This is a genomic window from Reichenbachiella sp. (genome assembly GCF_039944555.1).
In the GTDB taxonomy this organism is placed as follows: Bacteria; Bacteroidota; Bacteroidia; order Cytophagales; family Cyclobacteriaceae; genus Reichenbachiella.
The window spans coordinates 1023648-1044778 of record NZ_JBDUYN010000007.1 but is presented as its reverse complement, the minus strand read 5'-3'; the positions used below and the strand labels follow the sequence as shown (position 1 = coordinate 1044778).

At 39.3% G+C, this 21131-nt stretch carries 18 protein-coding genes; 5 read left to right on the top strand and 13 right to left on the bottom strand.

Features of this window, described 5'->3' with window-relative positions; translation table 11 throughout:
- Positions 1-26: 26 nt before the first annotated feature.
- The 3 genes from ABJD64_RS13010 to ABJD64_RS13000 are packed head-to-tail and all read right to left on the bottom strand — an operon-like array spanning position 27 to position 2237.
- On the bottom strand, positions 27-590 hold the full coding sequence (locus tag ABJD64_RS13010) for a nucleotidyltransferase family protein (RefSeq protein WP_348179321.1): 564 nt from the start codon (positions 588-590) through the stop codon (positions 27-29).
- A 16-nt stretch (positions 591-606) separates the two neighbouring features.
- Complete coding sequence (locus ABJD64_RS13005) at positions 607-1794, bottom strand: XdhC/CoxI family protein (RefSeq protein ID WP_348179320.1); 1188 nt, start codon at positions 1792-1794, stop codon at positions 607-609.
- Between the two features lie 23 nt (positions 1795-1817).
- Entirely contained in the window at positions 1818-2237 is a 420-nt protein-coding gene (locus ABJD64_RS13000; protein ID WP_348179319.1) for a cytochrome c, read from the bottom strand.
- 148 nt (positions 2238-2385) lie between these two features.
- Here ABJD64_RS13000 and ABJD64_RS12995 point away from each other — a divergent pair, with 148 nt between their 5' ends.
- A complete protein-coding gene (locus ABJD64_RS12995) occupies positions 2386-3486 on the top strand; it encodes an aminotransferase class V-fold PLP-dependent enzyme (RefSeq protein WP_348179318.1) in 1101 nt (366 codons plus the stop codon).
- 65 nt (positions 3487-3551) lie between these two features.
- Entirely contained in the window at positions 3552-6005 is a 2454-nt protein-coding gene (locus ABJD64_RS12990; RefSeq protein WP_348179317.1) for a YfhO family protein, read from the top strand.
- On the opposite strand, the gene ABJD64_RS12985 is transcribed toward ABJD64_RS12990, so the two are convergent.
- The 5 genes from ABJD64_RS12985 to ABJD64_RS12965 all read right to left on the bottom strand — a co-directional run bounded on the left by ABJD64_RS12985 (position 5991) and on the right by ABJD64_RS12965 (position 11020).
- Positions 5991-7193, bottom strand: coding sequence for a glycosyltransferase family 4 protein (locus ABJD64_RS12985; RefSeq protein ID WP_348179316.1), 1203 nt, complete (start codon positions 7191-7193; stop codon positions 5991-5993). The two genes, ABJD64_RS12990 and ABJD64_RS12985, sit on opposite strands and share 15 nt — an antisense overlap.
- A complete protein-coding gene (locus ABJD64_RS12980) occupies positions 7194-8363 on the bottom strand; it encodes a CDP-glycerol glycerophosphotransferase family protein (protein ID WP_348179315.1) in 1170 nt (389 codons plus the stop codon).
- Positions 8364-8460: 97 nt separating this feature from the next.
- Positions 8461-9525: an iron-containing alcohol dehydrogenase gene (locus tag ABJD64_RS12975; RefSeq protein WP_348179314.1), complete on the bottom strand. Its 1065-nt coding sequence runs from the start codon at positions 9523-9525 to the stop codon at positions 8461-8463.
- Positions 9522-10304 (bottom strand): HAD-IIA family hydrolase, encoded by a 783-nt coding sequence (locus ABJD64_RS12970; RefSeq protein ID WP_348179313.1) that lies wholly within the window; start codon positions 10302-10304, stop codon positions 9522-9524. Before ABJD64_RS12970 ends, ABJD64_RS12975 begins: the two co-directional genes overlap by 4 nt.
- Positions 10305-10306: 2 nt before the next feature.
- Positions 10307-11020, bottom strand: coding sequence for a phosphocholine cytidylyltransferase family protein (locus ABJD64_RS12965; protein WP_348179312.1), 714 nt, complete (start codon positions 11018-11020; stop codon positions 10307-10309).
- A 350-nt stretch (positions 11021-11370) separates the two neighbouring features.
- Between ABJD64_RS12965 and ABJD64_RS12960 the strand changes: the two genes are divergently transcribed.
- A complete protein-coding gene (locus tag ABJD64_RS12960) occupies positions 11371-12081 on the top strand; it encodes a glycosyltransferase family 2 protein (protein WP_348179311.1) in 711 nt (236 codons plus the stop codon).
- A 118-nt stretch (positions 12082-12199) separates the two neighbouring features.
- Positions 12200-13486, top strand: coding sequence for a PAS domain-containing sensor histidine kinase (locus tag ABJD64_RS12955; RefSeq protein ID WP_348179310.1), 1287 nt, complete (start codon positions 12200-12202; stop codon positions 13484-13486).
- On the opposite strand, the gene ABJD64_RS12950 is transcribed toward ABJD64_RS12955, so the two are convergent.
- The 5 genes from ABJD64_RS12950 to ABJD64_RS12930 all read right to left on the bottom strand — a co-directional run bounded on the left by ABJD64_RS12950 (position 13477) and on the right by ABJD64_RS12930 (position 18196).
- Positions 13477-14187: a hypothetical protein gene (locus ABJD64_RS12950; RefSeq protein WP_348179309.1), complete on the bottom strand. Its 711-nt coding sequence runs from the start codon at positions 14185-14187 to the stop codon at positions 13477-13479. The genes ABJD64_RS12955 and ABJD64_RS12950 overlap by 10 nt on opposite strands.
- Before the next feature lie 74 nt (positions 14188-14261).
- Complete coding sequence (locus tag ABJD64_RS12945) at positions 14262-15182, bottom strand: rhomboid family intramembrane serine protease (protein ID WP_348179308.1); 921 nt, start codon at positions 15180-15182, stop codon at positions 14262-14264.
- Positions 15183-15203: 21 nt separating this feature from the next.
- Entirely contained in the window at positions 15204-15998 is a 795-nt protein-coding gene (locus ABJD64_RS12940) for a rhomboid family intramembrane serine protease (RefSeq protein WP_348179307.1), read from the bottom strand.
- Positions 15999-16001: 3 nt separating this feature from the next.
- Positions 16002-17846, bottom strand: coding sequence for a DNA mismatch repair endonuclease MutL (mutL, locus tag ABJD64_RS12935; RefSeq protein WP_348179306.1), 1845 nt, complete (start codon positions 17844-17846; stop codon positions 16002-16004).
- Entirely contained in the window at positions 17846-18196 is a 351-nt protein-coding gene (locus tag ABJD64_RS12930; RefSeq protein ID WP_348179305.1) for a hypothetical protein, read from the bottom strand. Before ABJD64_RS12930 ends, mutL begins: the two co-directional genes overlap by 1 nt.
- Before the next feature lie 159 nt (positions 18197-18355).
- Between ABJD64_RS12930 and ABJD64_RS12925 the strand changes: the two genes are divergently transcribed.
- Complete coding sequence (locus ABJD64_RS12925; protein WP_348179304.1) at positions 18356-21073, top strand: serine hydrolase; 2718 nt, start codon at positions 18356-18358, stop codon at positions 21071-21073.
- Positions 21074-21131: the final 58 nt, after the last annotated feature.

Sequence of the window (21131 nt, the reverse complement as noted above, 5' to 3'; positions counted from 1 at the left end):
TTCTGCCAAAAAAATCTTAGTAGCTCTTATTTCAACAAGGCCAAATCTTTAGGTTTGTCGATATCAATTTGTGCTTCTGGATAAGCGATTATCTGGGTATTTTTGAAATGCTTTTGTATTACTTTTTTGGCTCCATGCTCATCACTCAGATTGAGTAGGTCGAGAAAAACTTTTCTGTCGAAAAGTGCAGGTGCGCCATAGGATTTGTCATAGCCACAGGCGGTGATGATATGATCAGATTGATTATGAAAATAGATTAGCTCGGACAGCATTTGAGATGAAACATGCAACTGGTCGCATAAGAGAATTAGCACTTCCTTTGTATAGCGATCCTTATTGAGAATTTGCTGAATGCCAAAGGAAATAGTACTACCCATGCCTAGTTCCCAATCCTGGAAATAACAGAGATGAGCAGCGGAATCAGATATTTTTTGAGCGATCTTCTTGTGGTTACTTCCGAGAATTACAAATATGTCATCGGACAACTCGGCACCCATAGCCACCACATTTTCGATCAAAGTTCTTCCCTTGAAATGTAAAAGTTGTTTGGGTTGTCCCAATCTGCTCGAGCTCCCTGCAGCTAAAATCAATATGGTAGGAGAGGGTTTAATTGGCCTTTTGATTTGGGAAGAAATTTTTTAGATATACCTGTCTGAAAACCTGGTCCTCTTTGCCATCTCTATGATGAATAGGACCCGTGCGATACTTGATAAAGCCGCCAGAGCGATTACTGAATTTCGCCTGAATTTCGCTTATGATCGACACGGCGATTTCGTCAGGAGTTTCTGCACCAATGTCAAGTCCAATGGGTGCGTGAATTCTTTCCATTTGCTCAGCAGTGGGCTCAATATGGTACTTTTCTTTAAGTGCATCAAATAACTTAGTTGCTCTCTTTTTAGGTCCCAAAATGCCTATATACGGCGCCTTGCTTCCTATGATTTGACTCAAAACTTCTTCGTCATATTTAAGGTTATGAGACATCAACACAATTGCGGTGAATGGTGTGATCTTAATTTCCTTTTGGACAAACTCTCTTTTGCATGACTGCATCTGATCAGCCTTTGGGAAATTGATTGGCACGAGATGGGCTACACACTCGTCGGTCACTCGCACGTTCCATCCCAGGATATGGGCCAGTTCCGTCACTGGTTTGGCGTCAAATCCGCCGCCGAAAATTAGTAAGTCAATGTTTGGTTGAATTAATTCCAAAAAGACCTTGATCCGGCCTTGGGTTGTGAAATATTCCTTGATTTCTGGTTTCTGATTTGTGACTACCTCGGCCAGATCTTCATGCAATAATTCAATCAATTGTTCAGAAGACCCAGTCGTTTTTTCCAGATCGTTGTATCCTACTTTAGAACCAACGGGTATATTGGCTGCTTCAGATTCGAATACAGAAGCACTTGCCCCGATATTCCCATAAGTAATGTAAGATTCCAATAGTGTGATTGGATGATTGGCATGTTCAGGAGCGATTGGCTCAATCAGGATGTCGATGATGCCATTGCAGCCTAGTCCTATTCCCAACTGATTATCATCATCGTTTGAAGTATCATAGGTGACTGTACGCGGGGTTTTGTTCATAATTACCTGCCTGGCCTTTCGCAGCGCATCTCCTTCCAGACACCCACCGCTTATAGATCCAACCCATCGACCATTGTCAAGCATCAACATTCTAGCTCCGGGACTTCTGTAGGAAGAACCTTTGACCTGAACCACGGTGGCTAGAGCAGCCTTTCTTTTAGTAAAATCTACTTGTTTGTAAGCTTCAATAATCGTCTTAAATTCTTTCATTTTTTAATTTCAAATACTATCGCCTATTGGCCTACTCCGGAATTCTTCATTTTGGTAACATCCTCTGGTGTTAAGAGCTCGGCTTCACCATTCCAGCTATTCCTGATATAATTAAGCACATCAGTTATTTCTTCATCGGAAAGAGCGACCGGATCCATTACACCATAATAGGTATTTCCATTGACAATCAATTCTCCCTCTAGTCCATTGATAATCGCATCCACAGCCTTCCATATATCATTTTCAAAATAGTCAGACTGGGCTAGCGGAGGAAAGGCACCAGTTATACCTTCGCCATTTTCCATATGACATGCAATACATTCGCTGATGTAGATTTCCTTACCACGTGCCGCGCTTTTGTCAAGTGAAGACTGTGCCAGAGAATGGGATTGAAGAATATGGCACCATACTATCGCAAAAAGCACTTTCAATCCATTATTCATATTGGCAATGATCTTCGACGGTCTGGTAAAAAGAAAATTATCCTTATAAATATAAGTAAAAGAGGCCTTAAATTTATTTCTTCGTGATGGACTACCGTATGCGACTTATCAACTGCAATAACTATCCTTCAAATAACATAACAATTAAATGCAACAAACTATTGATTGGGATTTAATCAGAAAAAATTATCAACTGCCAAATCAAAAGGTATACTTCAATTCATCATCTTTTGGTGCTTTATCCAATCGAACCGTAAAGGTCCAATTGGAGTGTTTGGCGAGTTGGCAACTCAATGGTAATACGATTTTGGGAGAGGCACATGATGCCGCCAAATATCTAAGGAAGGAGTTTCTAAACTTATTAAATGCCCAAGACCATCAGAGTGCGGTTTTATCTGATGTGAGTACAGGCATGAACCTTCTGGCTGAGGTATTTGGACGAGATAAAAGGATTGCACTCCTTGAAAAGGATTTTCCTGCAGTGAACATGCCATTTATTGGTAGGGGGTTTAATATTCAATGGGTGAAAAGGGCAAATTATTATCATGATTTATCACGTCTGGAAGATGTTTTAGAGCAAGGGGTTGATGTGTTGGTAATGAGCTGGGTGATGTATAATACCGGTCAGAAAATGGATATTCATGCGATTGGAGAACTATGCAAAAAATATGGGACCGTATTTGCGTTGGATGCTACACAAGGATTAGGTGCTCATTCCCTGGATTTAAGTCAAGTTAATGTCGACGTTCTTTTGTGTTCCTGTTTTAAGTGGTTTTTGGCGGGTTATGGTACTTGCATGATGGTTTGTAAAAACTCTTTTGTTAGGGATTTTCCTATTCAAGCAGCAGGTCAGTATACAATCATCAGTGCGGAGGCGGATCTTCTTGATCCGGATAATCACCGGCAAGGCATTGAACGGTTAGAACTGGGTCATATTAAAATATTGCCTGTCTTGGCATTGAAAGAATCCTTCTCTGAGCTGGTTGATATTGGATTTACTTCTGTTCAAGAGCGGACGCATCAGTTAATGAAACAGTTGCATTTGAGTCTTGAGCAATCAAACATAGAAGTCCTGACGCCTGTTCAAAGAAGTAATAACATTGTAATGATAGAAGGGACTCCCGAACGAGTTAAAAAACTGGAACAAGCAAACATAGGCTGTACTTATCGAAATGGTCTTATCAGATTTGGTATCTATTTTTATAATAATGAAGATGATATCTTGGCATTAATTCGAGCCTTGAATTAAGATTTTCAATCATTTGAGCTAATATTACCACAGGAATATTTCGAACCCAGCACTTCTATTGACTTATGCTAAACCTTAATTTCAAGAAAGATCTACTACCACATTTGGTAGCCATTGCTATTTTTTGCTTTACGACTGTCTTATTTTTTGCACCAGTTTTTTTTGAAGGCAAAAGCCTGCCGCAGCATGATATTACGCAATGGGAAGGTGGGGCTCACGAGCTGATTGAATACAGAGAAAAAACTGGAGAGGAGGGGCTATGGACCAATTCAATGTTTAGCGGCATGCCTGGCTATATGATAAATGTCAAATTCTCCGGTGATCTGCTTAAACATGTTCACAGGGCGTATGGTCTCTTTTTGACATACCCAATGATGACGATTTTTATCGGCTGTTTGTCCTTTTACATTTTGCTTCTCTCAATGAGTGTGCGGTCATGGTTGGCCATAGCTGGCGGTATCGCGTATGGTTTCACTGCCTTCTCGATTATAGGATTAATGGCTGGTCATAATGCTAAAATATCTGCAGTTTCAACGATGCCCTTGGTTTTGGCTGGGATTCATCTGGTGTTTAAAGGCAACAAGATTTGGGGATTTGTAATTACAGCAATTGGCTTAGCCATTCACTTAAGACCCAATCATTTGCAAATCACATACTACTTGGTGTTGATTGTGGCTGCATATGGAATTATGCAGTTGATTATGGCCATTAAAGAAAAGGAGATGTCTGGTTTTTCTAAAAACAGTGCCATACTGATCCTGGCTGCACTACTAGCGGTAGGTGCTAATTTTGGCGGACTCATAACCACATTAGAATATAGCAAGTACTCAACAAGAGGCAAATCGGAGCTTTCGCAGACCGGTGAGTCTAAGTCAGGATTAGATAAGGATTATGCGTTTCAATACAGCAATGGCATTTTCGAGCCACTTTTTTTGTTTATTCCTAATTTTTACGGTGGGACGGCTAGAGAAAACCTGGGTGCTAATTCAAACCTTGAGAATGCCCTCAGAAAAAACGGAGCTAACAGACAGCAAATCAAGCAGCAGGTAGAGTCGGCTCCAGCCTACTGGGGGAATCAGCCACTGACAGCACCGTATTATGCAGGAGCAATCGTGGTCATGCTATTCGTTTTGAGTTTGTTTTTGCTGGAAAATAAATACAAAATTTGGCTTGCCGGCTTAGTTCTCTTTGCACTTATACTTAGCTGGGGGAGTAATTTTGGTTTTAATTATTTCATTTTTGATTACCTGCCAGGTTACAACAAATTCCGATCTGTGACATTTGCTATCATCATAGTTGTGTTTGCCATGATACTTGTTGGGTTTTTGGGATTAGAAAAATTACTGGCCTCAGATTTTAACAAAAGAATTCAAAGAAAGTTCTTGATGGCTATTGCAGTCGTAGGAGGATTTGCGTTTCTATGTGCGGTGTTTGCCGGATTAGGAGGATACAAAGGCGCCATAGATGCACAGTTGGCCAGCTATCCTGATTGGTATCTAAAAGCACTTCGTGCAGACAGAGCCTCACTGCTTAGAATGGATGCACTCAGAAGCTTAATTTTTGTTTTACTCTTTGCCGGAATAGTATGGGCACTGATCAGAGAAAAACTGTCAAAGACTATTGCCTACACACTGCTGATTATTTTGGTATTCGTGGATATGTTTGGCGTGGCCAAACGGTTTATCAATAGCGATACTTTTGTGCGAAAATCCCGCCAATCAGAATTTCAAATGTCAGCGGCTGATCAGGTTATTTTGAAGGATAAAGATATCAATTACCGTGTGATGAATTTGCTCAATCCCTTCAATGATGCCAAGACTTCTTATCATCATAAATCGATCGGAGGGTATCACGGCGCAAAACTTGGCCGTTATCAGGAGTTGATTGAACGATGCATTGCACCCGAGCAATCCAGGGTTATTTCTGCCTTGCAAGGTGGCTCATTTGACTTTGAGAATATTGGCGTATTGAACATGTTGAATACCAAGTATTTTCTGGCAGGTAGTGCCGCGAATGCGGTACTGCCAAATCTGACCGCCAATGGGAATGCTTGGTTCATAAGCGAAGTAGTAGAAGTAGAAAGTGCCGACGAAGAAATTAATGAAGTAAGCCAAATCGATACGAAAACAACAGTTGTAATTGATCAATCTAAGTTTGACATTTCGGACCAGGTCTCCTCTGCCAACGGTGAAATTCGATTAGTGGAATATAAACCCAATTATCTCAAGTACCAATCAACAAATGATGGCTATGGCCTGGCTGTATTCTCAGAAATCTACTATCCTGAGGGTTGGGTGGCTACTATAGATGGTGAGGAGGTGCCAATCCTAAGAACTAATTATGTTCTGCGTGCACTAGAAATACCAAAGGGTGAACACGTAGTTGAATTTGAGTTTAAGCCAAGGTCTTATACGCTGGGTAACTTGGTGACTTTGATATCTAATATTGTATTGATTTTGCTATTGCTGGGTTCGGTCGTCTACTCACTGAAGCAAAAAACAGTACTAGCCGTTAAGTAGTTTTGTGTAAAACTTATTATTGAAGCCGGAAGAGCCATAGTTGTATTTATTTTCTATGGACTTTGCTGCATTTTGTCCCGTTTTCTTTCTCAGCTCAGGATTGTGATACAATGTTTTTAATTGCTTCGCGAAGTCGACGGCATCATCTGCGGAATGAATAAGTCCCCATTCTTCATTTTCGATTAGTGATTTTTGTGCTATACAATCACTAGCCAGAATAGATTTTCCGTGCAGCGCATACTGAAAGAGCTTGTTGGCGTAGGTCGTGTCATGATGAATGTTTCTTAAAATGGGACAGATGCCTACGTCAGCAACATGAACATAGTCCGGGAGTAAATTTTCCGTTTGCCACCCTTCAGCCGAAACATACTTTGTTGCACCCTCTTTATTGGCTAGTTCCTTCAATGACGCATCGTTACTACTAGAGCCAACAATGATCAAATTGAAATTAGGAATATCATGTATGAGTAGCGGAATGGATCGGATTATAGATTCTAAGCCCCTTCGAGTGCCAGTATCTCCTATGTAGAGCACATTGAATCGATCGGCAAATCGATTTGCAATGTTTTGATCATACGATTTTTTGATAAACGAAGAGTCAGTGAAATTAGGAAGGACTAGTGTTTTGTCTGAATCGATTTTTGTTCGAGACTCTATGTCAATTTTGGCCTCATTGGTAACTACAATTACTTTATCCGACTTTTTAATAAATTCTTCTTCCTTTTTCTTCCAAAAAGAGGGGTGGATTAGTACTTTGCCTAACGCACTTTTCAAGTGGGGGTAGTGCTTCATGATTTCAGGCAAGTTTTCATGAAGATCCAGAACAATCGGTAGTTTATTTTTTTTGTTGAGGTCGAAAAGAGGTTGTGCCAGATACATGTTGTGAAGATGCAACACGTCGATCTTGTTGTCTCTAACAAAGCTCCCAAGTTTGGGTTTCATTATCAAGTGATATAGAGAAATTGAGTAAGCGAGGGCAGATAACTGATACATCCAGGAAGGTAAATAGTGACGGTGTACATGAATCCCTTTGTATAATTGATGACGCGGCTCATTTTTTTTATAGGTTACACAAAACAGATGGACTTCCATGCCCAAATTGATCAGATGCAATGCCTGATTTTCAATCCGTGGATGAGTAGGGTACTCCCCATGAAAAACCATTCCTAGTACTGTCTTATTCGCCATTTATGATTTTGTTGTCAACAAAGTTTCTATCCGTTTATAAACTCGCTTAGAACTATGGTTATCCGGGTATTTGTGGAATCTGGCTTTTACTTTTTGTCTCAGTTCAGAGTCTTTGCTTGGATCATCCAAATATCGGTTGATTTGAAATAGAAAGTCCTGGAAGTCATATACTTTGGGGCCGGGAGTCACTTCCTCATAGTCGAAATTAAATCCACGAAACTCATTGTACCATTCCAAATCATAAGGTAAAAAGATACTTGGACCATCCTTAATGAGCCAATCTATGTATGAACTACTGTAGTCAGTAATGAGAATATCCATTACAGGCATGAGTTCATTCAGCTCCTCTACTAAGTTTCCATCACACACTCTAAGCCATTCATTCTCCTCCAATTTATGCTTTGCTAGTTCATTTTTATGCATGCGCATAAGCATAACAGCGTTTTTGGAAGCAAGGAATTCAATAAGACTTGGCTGGTCAAAATCTTCGAAAGGAAATAATCTGGTTTTGCCGCTGTCCCTGAAAGTTGGAGCATATACCAGTACACGCTTTCCTTGTATAAATGGAATTTCGTCCATGATAGCTTTGTTTTTCACAAAAGCAAGGTCATTTCTTGGAAATCCGGTTACCCAGGTATTTTCAATCCTTGTTCTATAGCACCTGCTTATGATTTCACGTTCCTCCTCTGACATCACGATGAACCCGTCGAAATCATCCAGCATTTTATCTTTTGCCTTTTCAGTAGCATGATGGCTATCGATGCCAATTTTCTTGAGTGGAGTGCCGTGCCAAAGATTGATGAGTGGCTTACCTGTATTGGTTATTTTAAATGGAGTAATATCATAAGGACCATGCGTAATTACATAAGCCTTAGCCGTAAGGCAATAGTAGAGGGCCTTAAAAGAATATGCGTACAGAAAATGATTTGGGTGTTGCTCAATTTGCGATTTGTAACGTGAATAGTTGCGGGTAATAAAATAACCCTTAAGAGCAGTATTTGAAGCTTTCATGTAAAGAAATAGGGCCTTGCTATTCCCATTTATGTTAGTTCCTGCCGAACTACCAAGAATGATATGTGGTTTGGTTCCTTTGTAGAAAATTGAGGCGGTAATCTGAAGTGACCTTAAGAATAGACCATATACTTTGAGCGCTTTTTTTACTAATGCCATATTGGGGAAATTGCGAACAAAACTAAAATAATTTTGCCTTCCTTGAGTCTATGTGAGTTCGTTTTGTTCGTACAGCACCTTTTGAGAATTGATCATTCTAAATAGTTGATGAAATATGGCTCCGATATTTTTCATACTCATCTAAAAATTCCTCATTACTGATTTCATCAAGGATAGTATATCTCCCAACCCTGATCGATTTTCCAAGCTCAAATATTTCTGAAAGCTGATTTTCAATTTTTGCATTTAGATCATTCGGCAATAATGGAATGTCAGTTTTTTTGGCATATTCGAGATGTACCTTCTTAAGTTTTTTCTGAAGAAACAGACAAAAAAGACTCAAGGTACCCACCTGAATACCATGTAATAAATCTTCTGAATAGCCAAGATGATCGATAGCATGACTCAGTAGATGCTCGCTTCCACTACATGGCCGACTGGTGCCTGCCAATGACATGGCCAGCCCAGAATTGACCTGTCCATATATAATTTGGCGAATGAACGCTTTATTTTGAAAATTAGTGTCAGAAAAATTAATTAATCCACTGGCAGAACTACGGGATAGTTCATAGGCAATATCATTAATTGGTTCTCTTTGTTTTTTGTTGGCAATAACCCAGTCGTGGGTGGCAGAAATATTGGACAATATATCACCAGCTGCAGCTCTCATGAATTTTATGGGTGCACGATTGACGACGTCCAGATCAATGATAACACCCATCGGCATGGTAGCCGGTAAACTTTCTGTTTTACCCTGCTCATTTGTTAATACTGCTATTGGAGAGATGAGTCCATCATTGGATATTATGGTAGGAATAGAAAGGTGGTTAATGCTTGTCAACAAACTAAGGCGCTTTACCGTATCCAAAACTTTGCCACCGCCTACGGCTATTAAAAGGTCAAATCTATGTGATTGAATTATGTTGCGCAGTCTCTGAACTTCTTGTGTTGAGTTATTTTGAACAACCTCATGCTTACACTCCCTTTTATCAAAATTGGCAATCAATCTCTGAGATATTTGCTCAGAAAAAGAACTACCCGACAACACTAATATGCTTCCAAACGACAGATTGTGTTGTCGTAATATTGCGCCTATTTGGTCGAGAATGTTTTCGTCGACCTTAAAAATAATGGGTAAATGAGCCAGTTGCTTAAAAATCATAATGAATCTAGAAATTCAGAAAGCGTATCGGCCACGAAGGCTGGTTTATTGTTTGGGCTCGATTGATAGTTTTCTTTGGTAGTGGCACCACTAAAAACAAGTAATGTATCAATTTTCATCAGGTTGCCCAAGGCAATGTCCGTGTAAAGCCTATCACCAGCGAAAAGACATCTTTTTTGATCAATATTATGGATTACCTTATGCAAGTAATTGGCCATTAATAAGGAGGGTTTGCCGAAATGATCTTTGAAATCCTTTTGAGTAACAGCTTTGATCAACGTAGCTATAGATCCGCAGTCCGGAATGGGCCCTAATTCTGAAGGACATGCTAAGTCTACATGTGTGACATAGTAAGGAACTCCGCCATTGATCAGCTCACAAGCGCGCTGCAGTTTTTCGTACGTAACTTCTTTGTCAAAACCTATCAGTACAAAATTGGATTCATCGTAGTTATGCACAATTCCGTATGCATTACTTAGCTCCTCAATCAGGGCTTCAGTACCAACAATGTATCCTTTGCTACCCACATTTTTGGTAAGGTGTTCTCCAGCAACGATTGAAGGAGAAATAATTTGATCAATAGTTGTTTTAAGGCCTAACTTATTAAGCTTATGCAAATAGTCATATCTGCTTACGCTTGTGTTGTTAGATAAATAAAAGACTTCTCCTTTGTCCTCAACGAATGAATTTAGCTGGTTTACAATATTTCTGATCGGCTTACCATCTAAGTAAACAGTACCATCCAGGTCTAATATAAGGACGTCGTAATTTAAAGGCATACTTACATCAATGAGTTGGCTTTGGCTAAATCAGAGTGGTCATCTATTTCTACCCATTTTTTGTTTCCAATATCAAATGTAGTCACTTGGGTCGACAGATCGTGCACCAATGTATCGATAGCCACCTCCGTCCAATGGTTAAGCTCTCCGCTTTCAATAGTCTTACTTACGATATCATTAAGCTTTCGCTTGTGGACTGCATCGAAGGAATAAATATCAATGGAAACACAAGTATCAGGTTTGTTTTGGTACTTTTTGGAAATACCTCTTATCGCTTGGTCTTTTACTTCTACTTTCATTGATTCATCAAAGAAATTAGTCGTATCAACTGCGATTTTGGAATGTTCTGTTTCCAACATGGCATGGACGATCTCTTCATCATATACGCAATCAGCGTTAATAATTACCAAGCCATTTGAATCCTCAATTTCCGACAAGGCAAGGTGAAGTGAATACATGTTATTTGTAGTGGCGTAATTCTCGTTTACAATTAATTGACAACTATGCCCTTGTTCTTTAAGATGTTGATCAATCTGCTTATGTCTGTAGCCTACCACCACGTGTGTCTTACAGTCTTGTGAGCTACTTTTAATCTGACGCAATAGCCTATTGATGATGGTATCACCTTTTACGGAAACCATGGTTTTAGGTATTTTATCAGTTATTGGTCTCAACCTGGAACCTACGCCAGCAGCCAGTATGATTACGTCTTTCATGTGAGCGTTTAATATTGTTTTTATGCAATCGACAATTTCATCATGCGATATTCTTTATATTTTTCGAGATAGCCAAAGAAATACACTTACCATCTTCCGAATACTGTATTATTATTGGAGATAATACCTGGTTATTGGGGAATTAATCTCTTATCAACCAAGTAATTAAATGTCTCATTCTCCGCGGATCGCGTCCAGGGGTTTGCTGTGGAAGCCCAAAAGCTGTGATAAATCCTGCTGCCAATGTGCCTAGTCTTGTAATGGCAAATATATCCCAGCTAATTGCAATTAGTTGTACCATTCTGAACAATCAAGAAAGTTTGAAACTTAGCTTCATTATATTTAAGTATATGGATTTAAGCATTGTAATCCCGACTCTCAACGAAGCCGCATATATCGTAAAAACCGTTGATGAAATTTACAAAAAAAGATCAGAACAATTATCTATGGAAATTATTTTGATTGACGCTGGAAGCGCTGATCAAACCGTTTCAAAAGTCAAGGATAAAGTAGACATAATTCTTGAGGATGACAGTTTTAGAGGTGCCAAGTATAAATCCTTAAATAAAGGAGGTGAATTGGCTAAAGGGGATGCCATATTATTTTTAGATGCTGACTCATTGGTTCCCCCAAATTTTGACCTGAATATTAGAGATGGTTTAAAAAAAACTGAAATTTTAGGAGGAGCATTTGAGTTTCAAATGGACGGAAATGGATTAATCTATCGAATAATTGAATGGATCAATAGAATTCGGTATCGCATAGATCACAAATACTTTGGTGATCAGGGTATTTTTTGTACAAAGAAGGTATTTAGTCAGTTGAATGGCTATCCAGAACAACCCATTATGGAGGCTGCTTACTTCTGCAGGAAATTGAGAGGACAGGGGAAGTTGGTGTTGCTTCATTCATGTCTGCTCACATCTTCACGGCGATTTCAGCGCGGAAATGTTTTGCGTGTACTACTATTGGATACCTGGATCTGGATTCAATTCAGTCTGGGATTATCTATTCGCAGATATGCACGGAGTTATTGGCTTGAAAATGAGCAAAGAAGTTAAAGATTTGAATATTTATTTTTGAAAGCTTTTGAAAATTGTAGTAATTGAGGAAGGTATAAAAGAATTTACAATGACCGAGTCTATCTCGGTCATTAACCAATGATTTAATTATGTGTGAATGAGTGAGGAAACGATCAAAGAGGTGTTCGATATTATTGTCAATATGGAAGTAGTTAAAGCTCAGAAAGAATTGCTACAATTTGACGATGCAGACGCCAGCGCGTCGATCGTGGATGCCCTTAATATTGTAACCGTTGCACTGGAGGACAAACAGTCTGAAATTGATAATTTAAAAGAAACCAATAGTGAACTACTTCTTTCTTTGCAGGAGGTTAGTAGATATCAGTCTGCGCTTGATATTTCCTCAATAGTCAGCATATCTGATGGCAACGGCATCATCACTTATGTGAATGACATGTTTTGTGAAATTTCAGGCTATACTAAAGCTGAACTTATTGGTCAAAATCATAGTATTTTGAAATCAGATCAACACAAGCGAGTCTTTTGGGATGGAATGTGGCAAATAATCAGCCAGGGTAATATTTGGCAAAATGAGATTATGAATCTCAACAAAGAGGGGATAGGTTACTGGGTGGATACATCTATTGTTCCATTTTTTAATAGCCAGGGAGAAATAGTCAGTTATTTGTCAATGGGACATGATATCACCAAACGAAAACTGCAGGAAGAGGAGGCTAAAGAGTACCATCTTCAGCTTGAAAGTATCAATAAGAATTTAGAGTATTTTGCGCATACCGTTTCACATGACTTAAAATCACCACTAAATAATGCGAAAGGTCTAGTCTCAATTATTGAAAATTCATTGGGTGATGAACAACCTGATGAAGTACGCGAATATTTGGGATTACTTAATCAGACCAATGACAAAATGCGTTCCTTAATCGATGGAATTCTACAATATTCTAAGGCAAGTGGAAGAGAAGCCAAGTTAGAACGCATTAACCTTGAGCCATTCATCAATGAAGTAGCAGATACCTTAACCGCTAAGGGAGACGCAAAGATCGTATTTAAAAATGAGCTGCCGGAAATCAGTTACAATAACACAGTTCTCAAACAGGTAATATCTAATCTAATGAGTAACGCACTCAAGTTCAATGATAAAAATCAGTGCGTGATAGAATTTTCCAGCACAATGGATGATCATTATTATCATATCTCCATATCGGATAATGGGCCAGGTGTTGCCAAGGAGCACCAGGAAAACATGTTCAAATTGTTCAATAAGGTGAATCAGGATAAAACCAAGGACAGTTCAGGTGTAGGTCTGGCTACTGTGAAAAAGATAATAAACGAAGCTGGAGGAAATATCTGGGTCGACTCTACTCAAGGTTTCGGAACTAAATTCACATTTACTGTTAGAATCAAACCAAAGACTCAATGGTAAAGCATCACATCATCTATCCAAAATCGACGAGTACCACCGCCAGTTTGATAATCGACCCAACCAATCATTAATTCTTCAAAGACGGGAAAAACCCACTTACCTCCAAGATCATTTCCAAGGCAGCCTTGCCCTTTTTTTATTACAATCAGGTCTTTGACGAGTTCATCGTTGAGCCAAAATTTCATGGTTTCGTTTGTACCATCAAACAGCCATCCGACTTTCACCCATTGCCTCTCAGGCATGGCAGTTGTTGAATGATGCCAGCAGTCGGTGTTTTTTCCTTGGGTATCATAATTAGCCATGAGTTGTTTGTGGTGCTGCCCACCATAGCGAACCTCACTTTTATAGCCTTTGCCACTTACTGAGCCTCCGGCCTGAACCATAGTCCAGTGAATGCCATCAGGCGATGCTTCATCCAGCCAAATGTAAAAAGATCCCGAAATTCGATTGTATACGAATGGAAATAATGGATTGCCGATCAATTTAATAAATGCCCGATTGTCGAATCCTTCGTTCGATTCAAAATAAACGGATAATTCTCCGCTGTGACTTCTTGCCGAATCAACTCTAATGATTCCTTGGCCATCAATAGTCCAAGGACCTCGCGGAGCAAAGCCTACATCATAATATTCGAAACTGTCGTGAAAGATCACGTCGCCTTCTTCTTTACAAGTGGTAAATGTGACAAGTACCAAAAACACAAGAACGAGAGATGAAACTTTAAAACTAAAAATTTGAGTTTTAAATATTGAGCTTTGAATTTCGGATGAGGAGATCATCCCTTCTTACTCGCATTAAAAAGCTTTTGTTTCTCTTCCTTGCTCAGACTCTCATATCCCGACTGGGATATTTTGTCCAGTATCTTATCTATTTCTGCTTGATCTGCAATATTGTTAGCAGTGGATTGGTTACCACCTGAATACGAGGAAGTTGAAGAAGCTCTTGTTTTCTTCTGACTGGACACTTTCATTTTAGGTTGACGAACAAAAAAGCTCATGAAAAATCTCATTATACTATCGATCCAGGCACCCCAGTCAGTGCCAGACTGCAATTGCTTGATATAGAAAACACCAATAAACCCACCTCCCAGATGAGCTAGATTTCCTCCTATATTAGGCCCATTTAGACCAATTAAAGAAGTTGCTAAAACGAAAAGAGCGATGTACTTGATTTTCACAGGCCCAAAAAATAGCAGAAAAAAGGTGTAATTCGGAATCAGAGTAGCTGCGGCAAGCACTACCGCATAAACGGCTCCTGACGCCCCTACCATTGTAGCTCTATGGTCTGTAAGTCCAGGCACAATATTGTAAGCTAATAGATACAGTGTGGCGCCTGTGATTGCTCCAAGTACATAGATGTTAATCAGTTTCTGATTACCTAAGTATTCGACAATCAATTTCCCAAACCAGTACAAAAAGAGCATATTAAATAGGATATGCATAATCCCATTTAAACTATGAGAAAAGGCATAGGTAATAATCGTCCATGGCCTGAAGATGAATTCAGAAAACTGTGAGGGAATTGAAAACTGTCTTTGGACAAAAGAATTTATTCCTGAAAGAGCGTCTATATTACCAAAGAGATTGAGTATCACAAGCACCAAAAAAACCACCACATTGATGATAATGATCTGTGGAAGGGCATTATTGGGTCTCTGCCAGGCGTCTTTAAACTCATGTAACAAATTGTCCATCATATTCTTACTACAAATAACGTATTAATAAAAATTACCGCGCTGTCTTTGCCAATATTTTAAGATAATGAATGCAATTAACATTCCACTCAGGTGGGTGAAGTGAGCCACATTGTCTCCGCCCGTTCGATTAATTTCTGAATAAAGTTCGTAAGCGCCATAGAAAAACACTAAATATTTTGCCTTAATTGGTATTGGGGGAAACAGCAGCATCAGTTCAGTATTAGGAAAGAGCATAGCAAACGCAAGCAGGATACCGAATACAGCACCGGATGCTCCTATCATGGGAATACTTGTCAAATCTTTATAGATAGCATTTACAATCTCAATGGCTTGGCTCGTATAACTGGGATTATCTGCCTGATCATAGTATTCGTCTGCAAAATCTCCAACTTTCACCATATCAAATCTCCTTGACTTATAGTTGTGTGTGTAGATGTAGAAATCGTCAGGATTTGGATTTGCAATAAAGGTTTCTGTGTCTCCACTCAAGTCGCCTTTTCCTATGGTGTCTACAACGCCATAAAGAACACCTGCACCAATACCAGTAATCAGATAAAAGGTAAGGAAGCGCTTAGAACCCCAGATTCGTTCGAGCATCGGGCCGAACACCAATACGGCGAACATATTGCTAAACAGATGCCACATTCCACCATGCAGCCACATGTAAGTGATGTATTGAAATATGTAAAAGTGGTCTGAGAAAATATAATGCACTCCGAAAATAGGAGCAAAACTCACTTTTAGGATGTATTCCAGGAACAACAGTATTCCATTAATAATAAGAATATTCTTGACAATTGGTGTCAGTTGAAACATGTGCTATTGATTAAAAAACTCTGCAATTTTTTCAAGGCCCAATATAATAAATGTTGGGGTGCCATTTGGCGTATAGTTAGGTTGTTGGCAAGCGAACAGTCGGTCGATCAAAGTTCTTAGTTCTATACTGTCATTTGAAATTTTTGTTTTGCTGGCAGATCTTTTTGCGATCGACCTGGCCATATTTTCTTGAGTACTGAGCGAGAGCTCAGATTTGTTGTATTTGAACTGCTCTAAAAGTCCTTCAAATAGTTCCTTTTCATTGATGTTTTTGATATCTGCGGGGATTCCGTTGATAGCCACAGCATTTTTCCCAAACTCCTCAAATTCAAACCCAATGGCACCTATTTCTTCCTTCAATTCCATAACTAAAATGAAGTCCGTAGCACTCATTTCAAAAGTTACCGGAAACAAACTTCGCTGTGATGCACCAGATTTTTTGTGGAGGGTTTCCAGATACTTTTCGTAAAGAATGCGTTCATGAGCTAAAATCACATCTACGACCATTACCCCGGTCTTCACTTGCTTGAGTACATATTTCTCATGCATCAGCACGGGCTTAATATTGGTCTCTTCCAGATTTAGATCAGCAGATTGTTGAGCATTGACTTCACTCTGGAAAATCATTTGACTGCTGAGTCCGGCCAACTCTTCACGTCTAATTTCAGCTGGAGATGGTTTTGATTCATCAATGGCCTGTTCGTACATTTCATCCCAGCGTGTACTCTTTCCCTGTTTGTCCAGAGATTTGAAACTGCCATAGTTCCCTTCCGATCGGGTAGGGGCATTGAAATGCGAATTGTCGATAGCGAGATTTTTGAAATTGACATCTGAGCCAAAATCCAAACTAGGGGTTACGTTGTGTGTACCCAGTGCTTGTTTAACAGCGGCCTTCACAATTCCATAGACACTTCGTTCATCATCAAATTTTACTTCAGTTTTTGTGGGATGGACATTGATATCAATATGAATAGGATCCATCTCAATGAACAGCGCATAAAAAGGAAACTGACCCTCCTGAATCATGCCTTCATAGGCCCCTTGAACGGCGTGATTGAGATAGCTGCTTTTAATAAACCGATTATTGATGAAGAAAAATTGCTCACCACGTGTTTTCTTGCATAATTCAGGGATGCCAATGTACCCCTGTACTTTCAGCCAATGAGTTTCTTCCTCGCAGGTAATGAGTTGCTTTTGATAGTTTTTGCCGAATAGCGTAACGATACGCTGGCTCAATTTACCCGCCTGGAGTTGATAAATTTCTTTGTCATTTTGAGTTAACGTAAATGAAATGGTAGGATTTGACAGGGCCACTCGATGAAATTCATCCAGAATGTGCCGCATCTCAACCGGGTTACTCTTTAGGAAATTACGTCGTGCAGGTACATTGTAGAAAAGATTTTTTACTGATATAGAAGTACCTTGGCTAATCGACACAGGTTCCTGTTTCTTAATTTCAGAGGCTTCTATATGAATGAAAGTTCCCAATTCGGACTCGGCAGTTTTGGATTTGAGCTCGACTCGTGCCACCGCAGCAATCGAAGCCAATGCTTCACCTCTGAAACCCATGGTTTTGATTTTGAACAGATCTTCTGAGGAAGCAATCTTAGATGTGGCATGCCGTTCAAAGCACATACGTGCGTCCGTCTCTGACATACCTAAGCCATTATCAATGACCTGAATAAGAACCTTCCCGGCATCACTAATGTTCAGCTGGATACTTGCACTGCCAGCGTCAACACTATTTTCGAGCAATTCTTTTACCACAGACGCAGGTCTTTGCACTACTTCACCTGCGGCTATTTGGTTGGCGATAGCATCTGGTAGCAGATTGATGATGTCGGGCATTAATCTCTGGGTTTATTTCTTCCTTTTAGTCTAAAATAAAAGTAAAGAGGGGAAAGTATCAGATAAATGTAGAACACATCATTACCATAAAATATCCAACCTACAAAGGTGGTCAACATCGCTGCGGCGATTAGCATTTGGACAATAGACGTCTGACTGGATTTTCTTTCTCTTTTGCGGAAAGCTGCACTTATACTGGACGCATGGCCACCTGATAAACTTTGTTTCCCTTTGTTAGTCCTTGCAGCTTTCAATTTACCTTCAATCTCCTCTTTGATAGGATCATAATAGCGAGGTTCGTAATGAAACTGACTAAACTTGTTCGTACGAATCAATGAAGGGAATTTCATAGCGTCATGTTCTTTATTCTCAACAAATCAAATCATAAATTACCATTTATCGAAAAAATGGCACTCTTTATGTAAGCTATTCGTTGGTTAATTATAATATGAATAATTTTCGACTTGACTACTTGTATCCTCCTGTAGCAAATACTTTGATTATTCTGTATGCAAACTTACTTAGTTTCTCATTTATTACGGACAAACGTGGGTAGAGTTGGTCTTATTTTAAGTCTATTTCTGATCAACCCATGCGCATGGGCAGCTGATGTACCACTCTCAAATACTATAGAGAAAGACAGTCTTTTTTCTCGATGGATGAAAAGCAAGCAAACGCTTCCAACCCTCATTTATCGACTAGGTGATTTTAATGACTTACATGACCGCGTTGAGGTTGAGAGTATGATTCGTACCTATGGAATAGGTGGAGTCATTGTTCCAAATGGAGATCAGGAAGAGGTGAAGCAGTGGATTTCGCAAAATCAAAAAAGGCGAACTGAGCCATTACTGCATATTGTAGAAATAACTAATATTTTTGAATTACCATTTGACAACCTCCAGGTGTTTCCCGGTCGATTTTCTATAGAATGCCTGACAGATGAAGATTTGGTTTTTAAGCTTGGACTGGCTCATGCTGATCATTTACGCAAAATGGGAATTGGTCTAATTCAATTTTCCGAATTACCCAATTACTACACGAATCATGAAATAAAAAAAGTGGTTAATTATCTGAATGGCCTATCTGCCGGAAATATTTCTCACTATCTGACTGGTCAAAACCCGATTGGTTTGGCAAACGGCGTAGGCACTGGTATTCAAATGACTATCCAAATTGTAGATGTAAATAAGGTTGCAGAAAATGGAATACTCGCTAAGAAAACTTTTAAGAATTATAGAAAAAAGAATAACGATGGTCAGATTCTCATTGATCAATCCAGGCAGATTGAAACAACTATCGCTCAGATCGAAAGAGGGGCGGGTCTAATTACTGTTTCTAAGGAATCGAAACCACAAGAATTGATTAATGCTCTATTACTCAAAGACATTCAAAATAAAGGAAGTTTTAAACGACATGTAAAGGACTATTATCAATTGTTGAATCATGTAGAAATGCAATTGAAAATGCCTACTGACGAAGCTACATCATGGGAAAACGTAAGCAGAAAATTCAGTAATACGGACATTACGTTGGTTCAAGACAAGAATCATTTGGTTCCCATAATTAATTTAGAAAACAAAAAAATATTAACGATATCAGATAATAAAGCAGTTTTTGAACTAACGGTGGATAAATATAAAACGGCAACGCATTTGCCATTGTCGGTATTGGATAGCCCAATTGATTCCCTATTCACTATGCTTCCTTCTGAGGCAATAATTTTAATCGATTTGACCTCGTTTGAGAATGAGGCAGATTTTATTCAGGCTCAGAGCATATGTGATTCACTCAATACCAGAAGCCCGATAATTACATTTTACAGTCAGAATGGAAGTTTTATCAATAATAGTCAATTCACTACGCTAATATGGAGCCCGGAAATTTCTTCGAAAAATCTTGCCGTAATGGTGGAAATGACTTTTGGAGCCCGACCAATAATTGGGGCCTTGCCGGGATATCTCCAGAATAACGGTTCTCGTAAAGGAATCTTCAGGAAGGCCATTAATAGGTTAACTTATCTAAGTGACGATGAGTTGACAGTAGATGACAAAGTACTAAGTCGAATTGACTCGCTGGTGGAAGGCGCTATTGCGGAGAAAGCGATGCCTGGCTGCCAGATCATGATGGTTAAAGATGGGAAGGTGGTATACGATAAGAGTTTTGGATATCTTACCTATGATAGTTTATCGTCTGTGAGATGGGATCATTTGTACGATGTCGCTTCTCTTACGAAAACAGTGGCTACGGTACCAGCTGTTATGGAAAGGATGTCTGAAGGAAAAATTTCTCTGCAAAGCCATTTGGGTGATTATCTGTCTGCTTACCATTCAACTGATAATACAAATCTTACAATAGAAAATATTCTAACTCATCAGTCGGGTTTGAAGTCTTACATTCCTTTTTGGCGGTATGCTAAATATGCTGCTGATAGTGCAGTTTTTCTCTATAAGAAGAAGAAATGGCGGAGAAAATATAGCTACCATTCAATCAATTGGAATGATTCTATCCAATCATGGATTGCGGATTCAAAGTACAACAGCCTTTCAAACAATGATGGGAGCTATAGATATTTATATAGTGACCTGGGTTTTATGGTTATGAAAGAGGTCGTTGAAGATGATTGTACCTGTCACTTTGATCAATCAGTCCGTGAGCTGATCTATAAGCCTCTTGGTATGGACTACACAACTTTTAATCCACTTGAAAGATTTCAGAGCACACAGATTGCTCCAACCGAACAGGATATTGGCTTCAGGTCAACTTTACTTCAAGGTGTTGTGCATGACAAAAATGCAGCACTTCTTGGTGGAGTTAGCGGGCACGCAGGGCTCTTTTCGAATGCCAATGACTTGGCTAAGTACATGCAAATGCTACTTCAGAATGGATATTATGGCGGTGTGCAGTTCTTCCCTGATTCCATTGTTCAAGTATTCACTTCAAAGAAAAATCTGGATGACAGGAGAGCTTTGGGTTGGGATAAACCCGATTTCTCCGTCGGTAATGCTTCCAGGTATGCTTCAGAACGGTCATTTGGCCATTCGGGATTTACAGGTACTCTGATTTGGGCGGACCCTGAATACGATTTAATTTATATTTTCCTTTCAAACAGGATATACCCCGATCCTCAGAATTATAAACTAATAGAAAGCAATACACGTACTAAAATTCACGACCTGATGTATGAGTCATTTTTAAAATCAGGAAAGGAAGCGAACCAAGGGATTTGATTTAATGTTGAGGTTCTTTGTTGTTGTTATAGTCAACAAGTCTAATTTTGCGCCTAAT

What these genes read in the sequence shown, in the direction of transcription:
- ABJD64_RS13005 (WP_348179320.1), bottom strand. Translation starts at nt 1,794, where the DNA reads ATGAAAGAATTTAAGACGATTATTGAAGCTTACAAACAAGTAGATTTT.
- ABJD64_RS13000 (WP_348179319.1), bottom strand. Translation starts at nt 2,237, where the DNA reads ATGAATAATGGATTGAAAGTGCTTTTTGCGATAGTATGGTGCCATATT.
- ABJD64_RS12995 (WP_348179318.1), top strand. Translation starts at nt 2,386, where the DNA reads ATGCAACAAACTATTGATTGGGATTTAATCAGAAAAAATTATCAACTG.
- ABJD64_RS12990 (WP_348179317.1), top strand. Translation starts at nt 3,552, where the DNA reads ATGCTAAACCTTAATTTCAAGAAAGATCTACTACCACATTTGGTAGCC.
- ABJD64_RS12985 (WP_348179316.1), bottom strand. Translation starts at nt 7,193, where the DNA reads ATGGCGAATAAGACAGTACTAGGAATGGTTTTTCATGGGGAGTACCCT.
- ABJD64_RS12980 (WP_348179315.1), bottom strand. Translation starts at nt 8,363, where the DNA reads ATGGCATTAGTAAAAAAAGCGCTCAAAGTATATGGTCTATTCTTAAGG.
- ABJD64_RS12975 (WP_348179314.1), bottom strand. Translation starts at nt 9,525, where the DNA reads ATGATTTTTAAGCAACTGGCTCATTTACCCATTATTTTTAAGGTCGAC.
- ABJD64_RS12970 (WP_348179313.1), bottom strand. Translation starts at nt 10,304, where the DNA reads ATGCCTTTAAATTACGACGTCCTTATATTAGACCTGGATGGTACTGTT.
- ABJD64_RS12965 (WP_348179312.1), bottom strand. Translation starts at nt 11,020, where the DNA reads ATGAAAGACGTAATCATACTGGCTGCTGGCGTAGGTTCCAGGTTGAGA.
- ABJD64_RS12960 (WP_348179311.1), top strand. Translation starts at nt 11,371, where the DNA reads ATGGATTTAAGCATTGTAATCCCGACTCTCAACGAAGCCGCATATATC.
- ABJD64_RS12955 (WP_348179310.1), top strand. Translation starts at nt 12,200, where the DNA reads ATGAGTGAGGAAACGATCAAAGAGGTGTTCGATATTATTGTCAATATG.
- ABJD64_RS12945 (WP_348179308.1), bottom strand. Translation starts at nt 15,182, where the DNA reads ATGATGGACAATTTGTTACATGAGTTTAAAGACGCCTGGCAGAGACCC.
- ABJD64_RS12940 (WP_348179307.1), bottom strand. Translation starts at nt 15,998, where the DNA reads ATGTTTCAACTGACACCAATTGTCAAGAATATTCTTATTATTAATGGA.
- mutL (WP_348179306.1), bottom strand. Translation starts at nt 17,846, where the DNA reads ATGCCCGACATCATCAATCTGCTACCAGATGCTATCGCCAACCAAATA.
- ABJD64_RS12930 (WP_348179305.1), bottom strand. Translation starts at nt 18,196, where the DNA reads ATGAAATTCCCTTCATTGATTCGTACGAACAAGTTTAGTCAGTTTCAT.
- ABJD64_RS12925 (WP_348179304.1), top strand. Translation starts at nt 18,356, where the DNA reads ATGCAAACTTACTTAGTTTCTCATTTATTACGGACAAACGTGGGTAGA.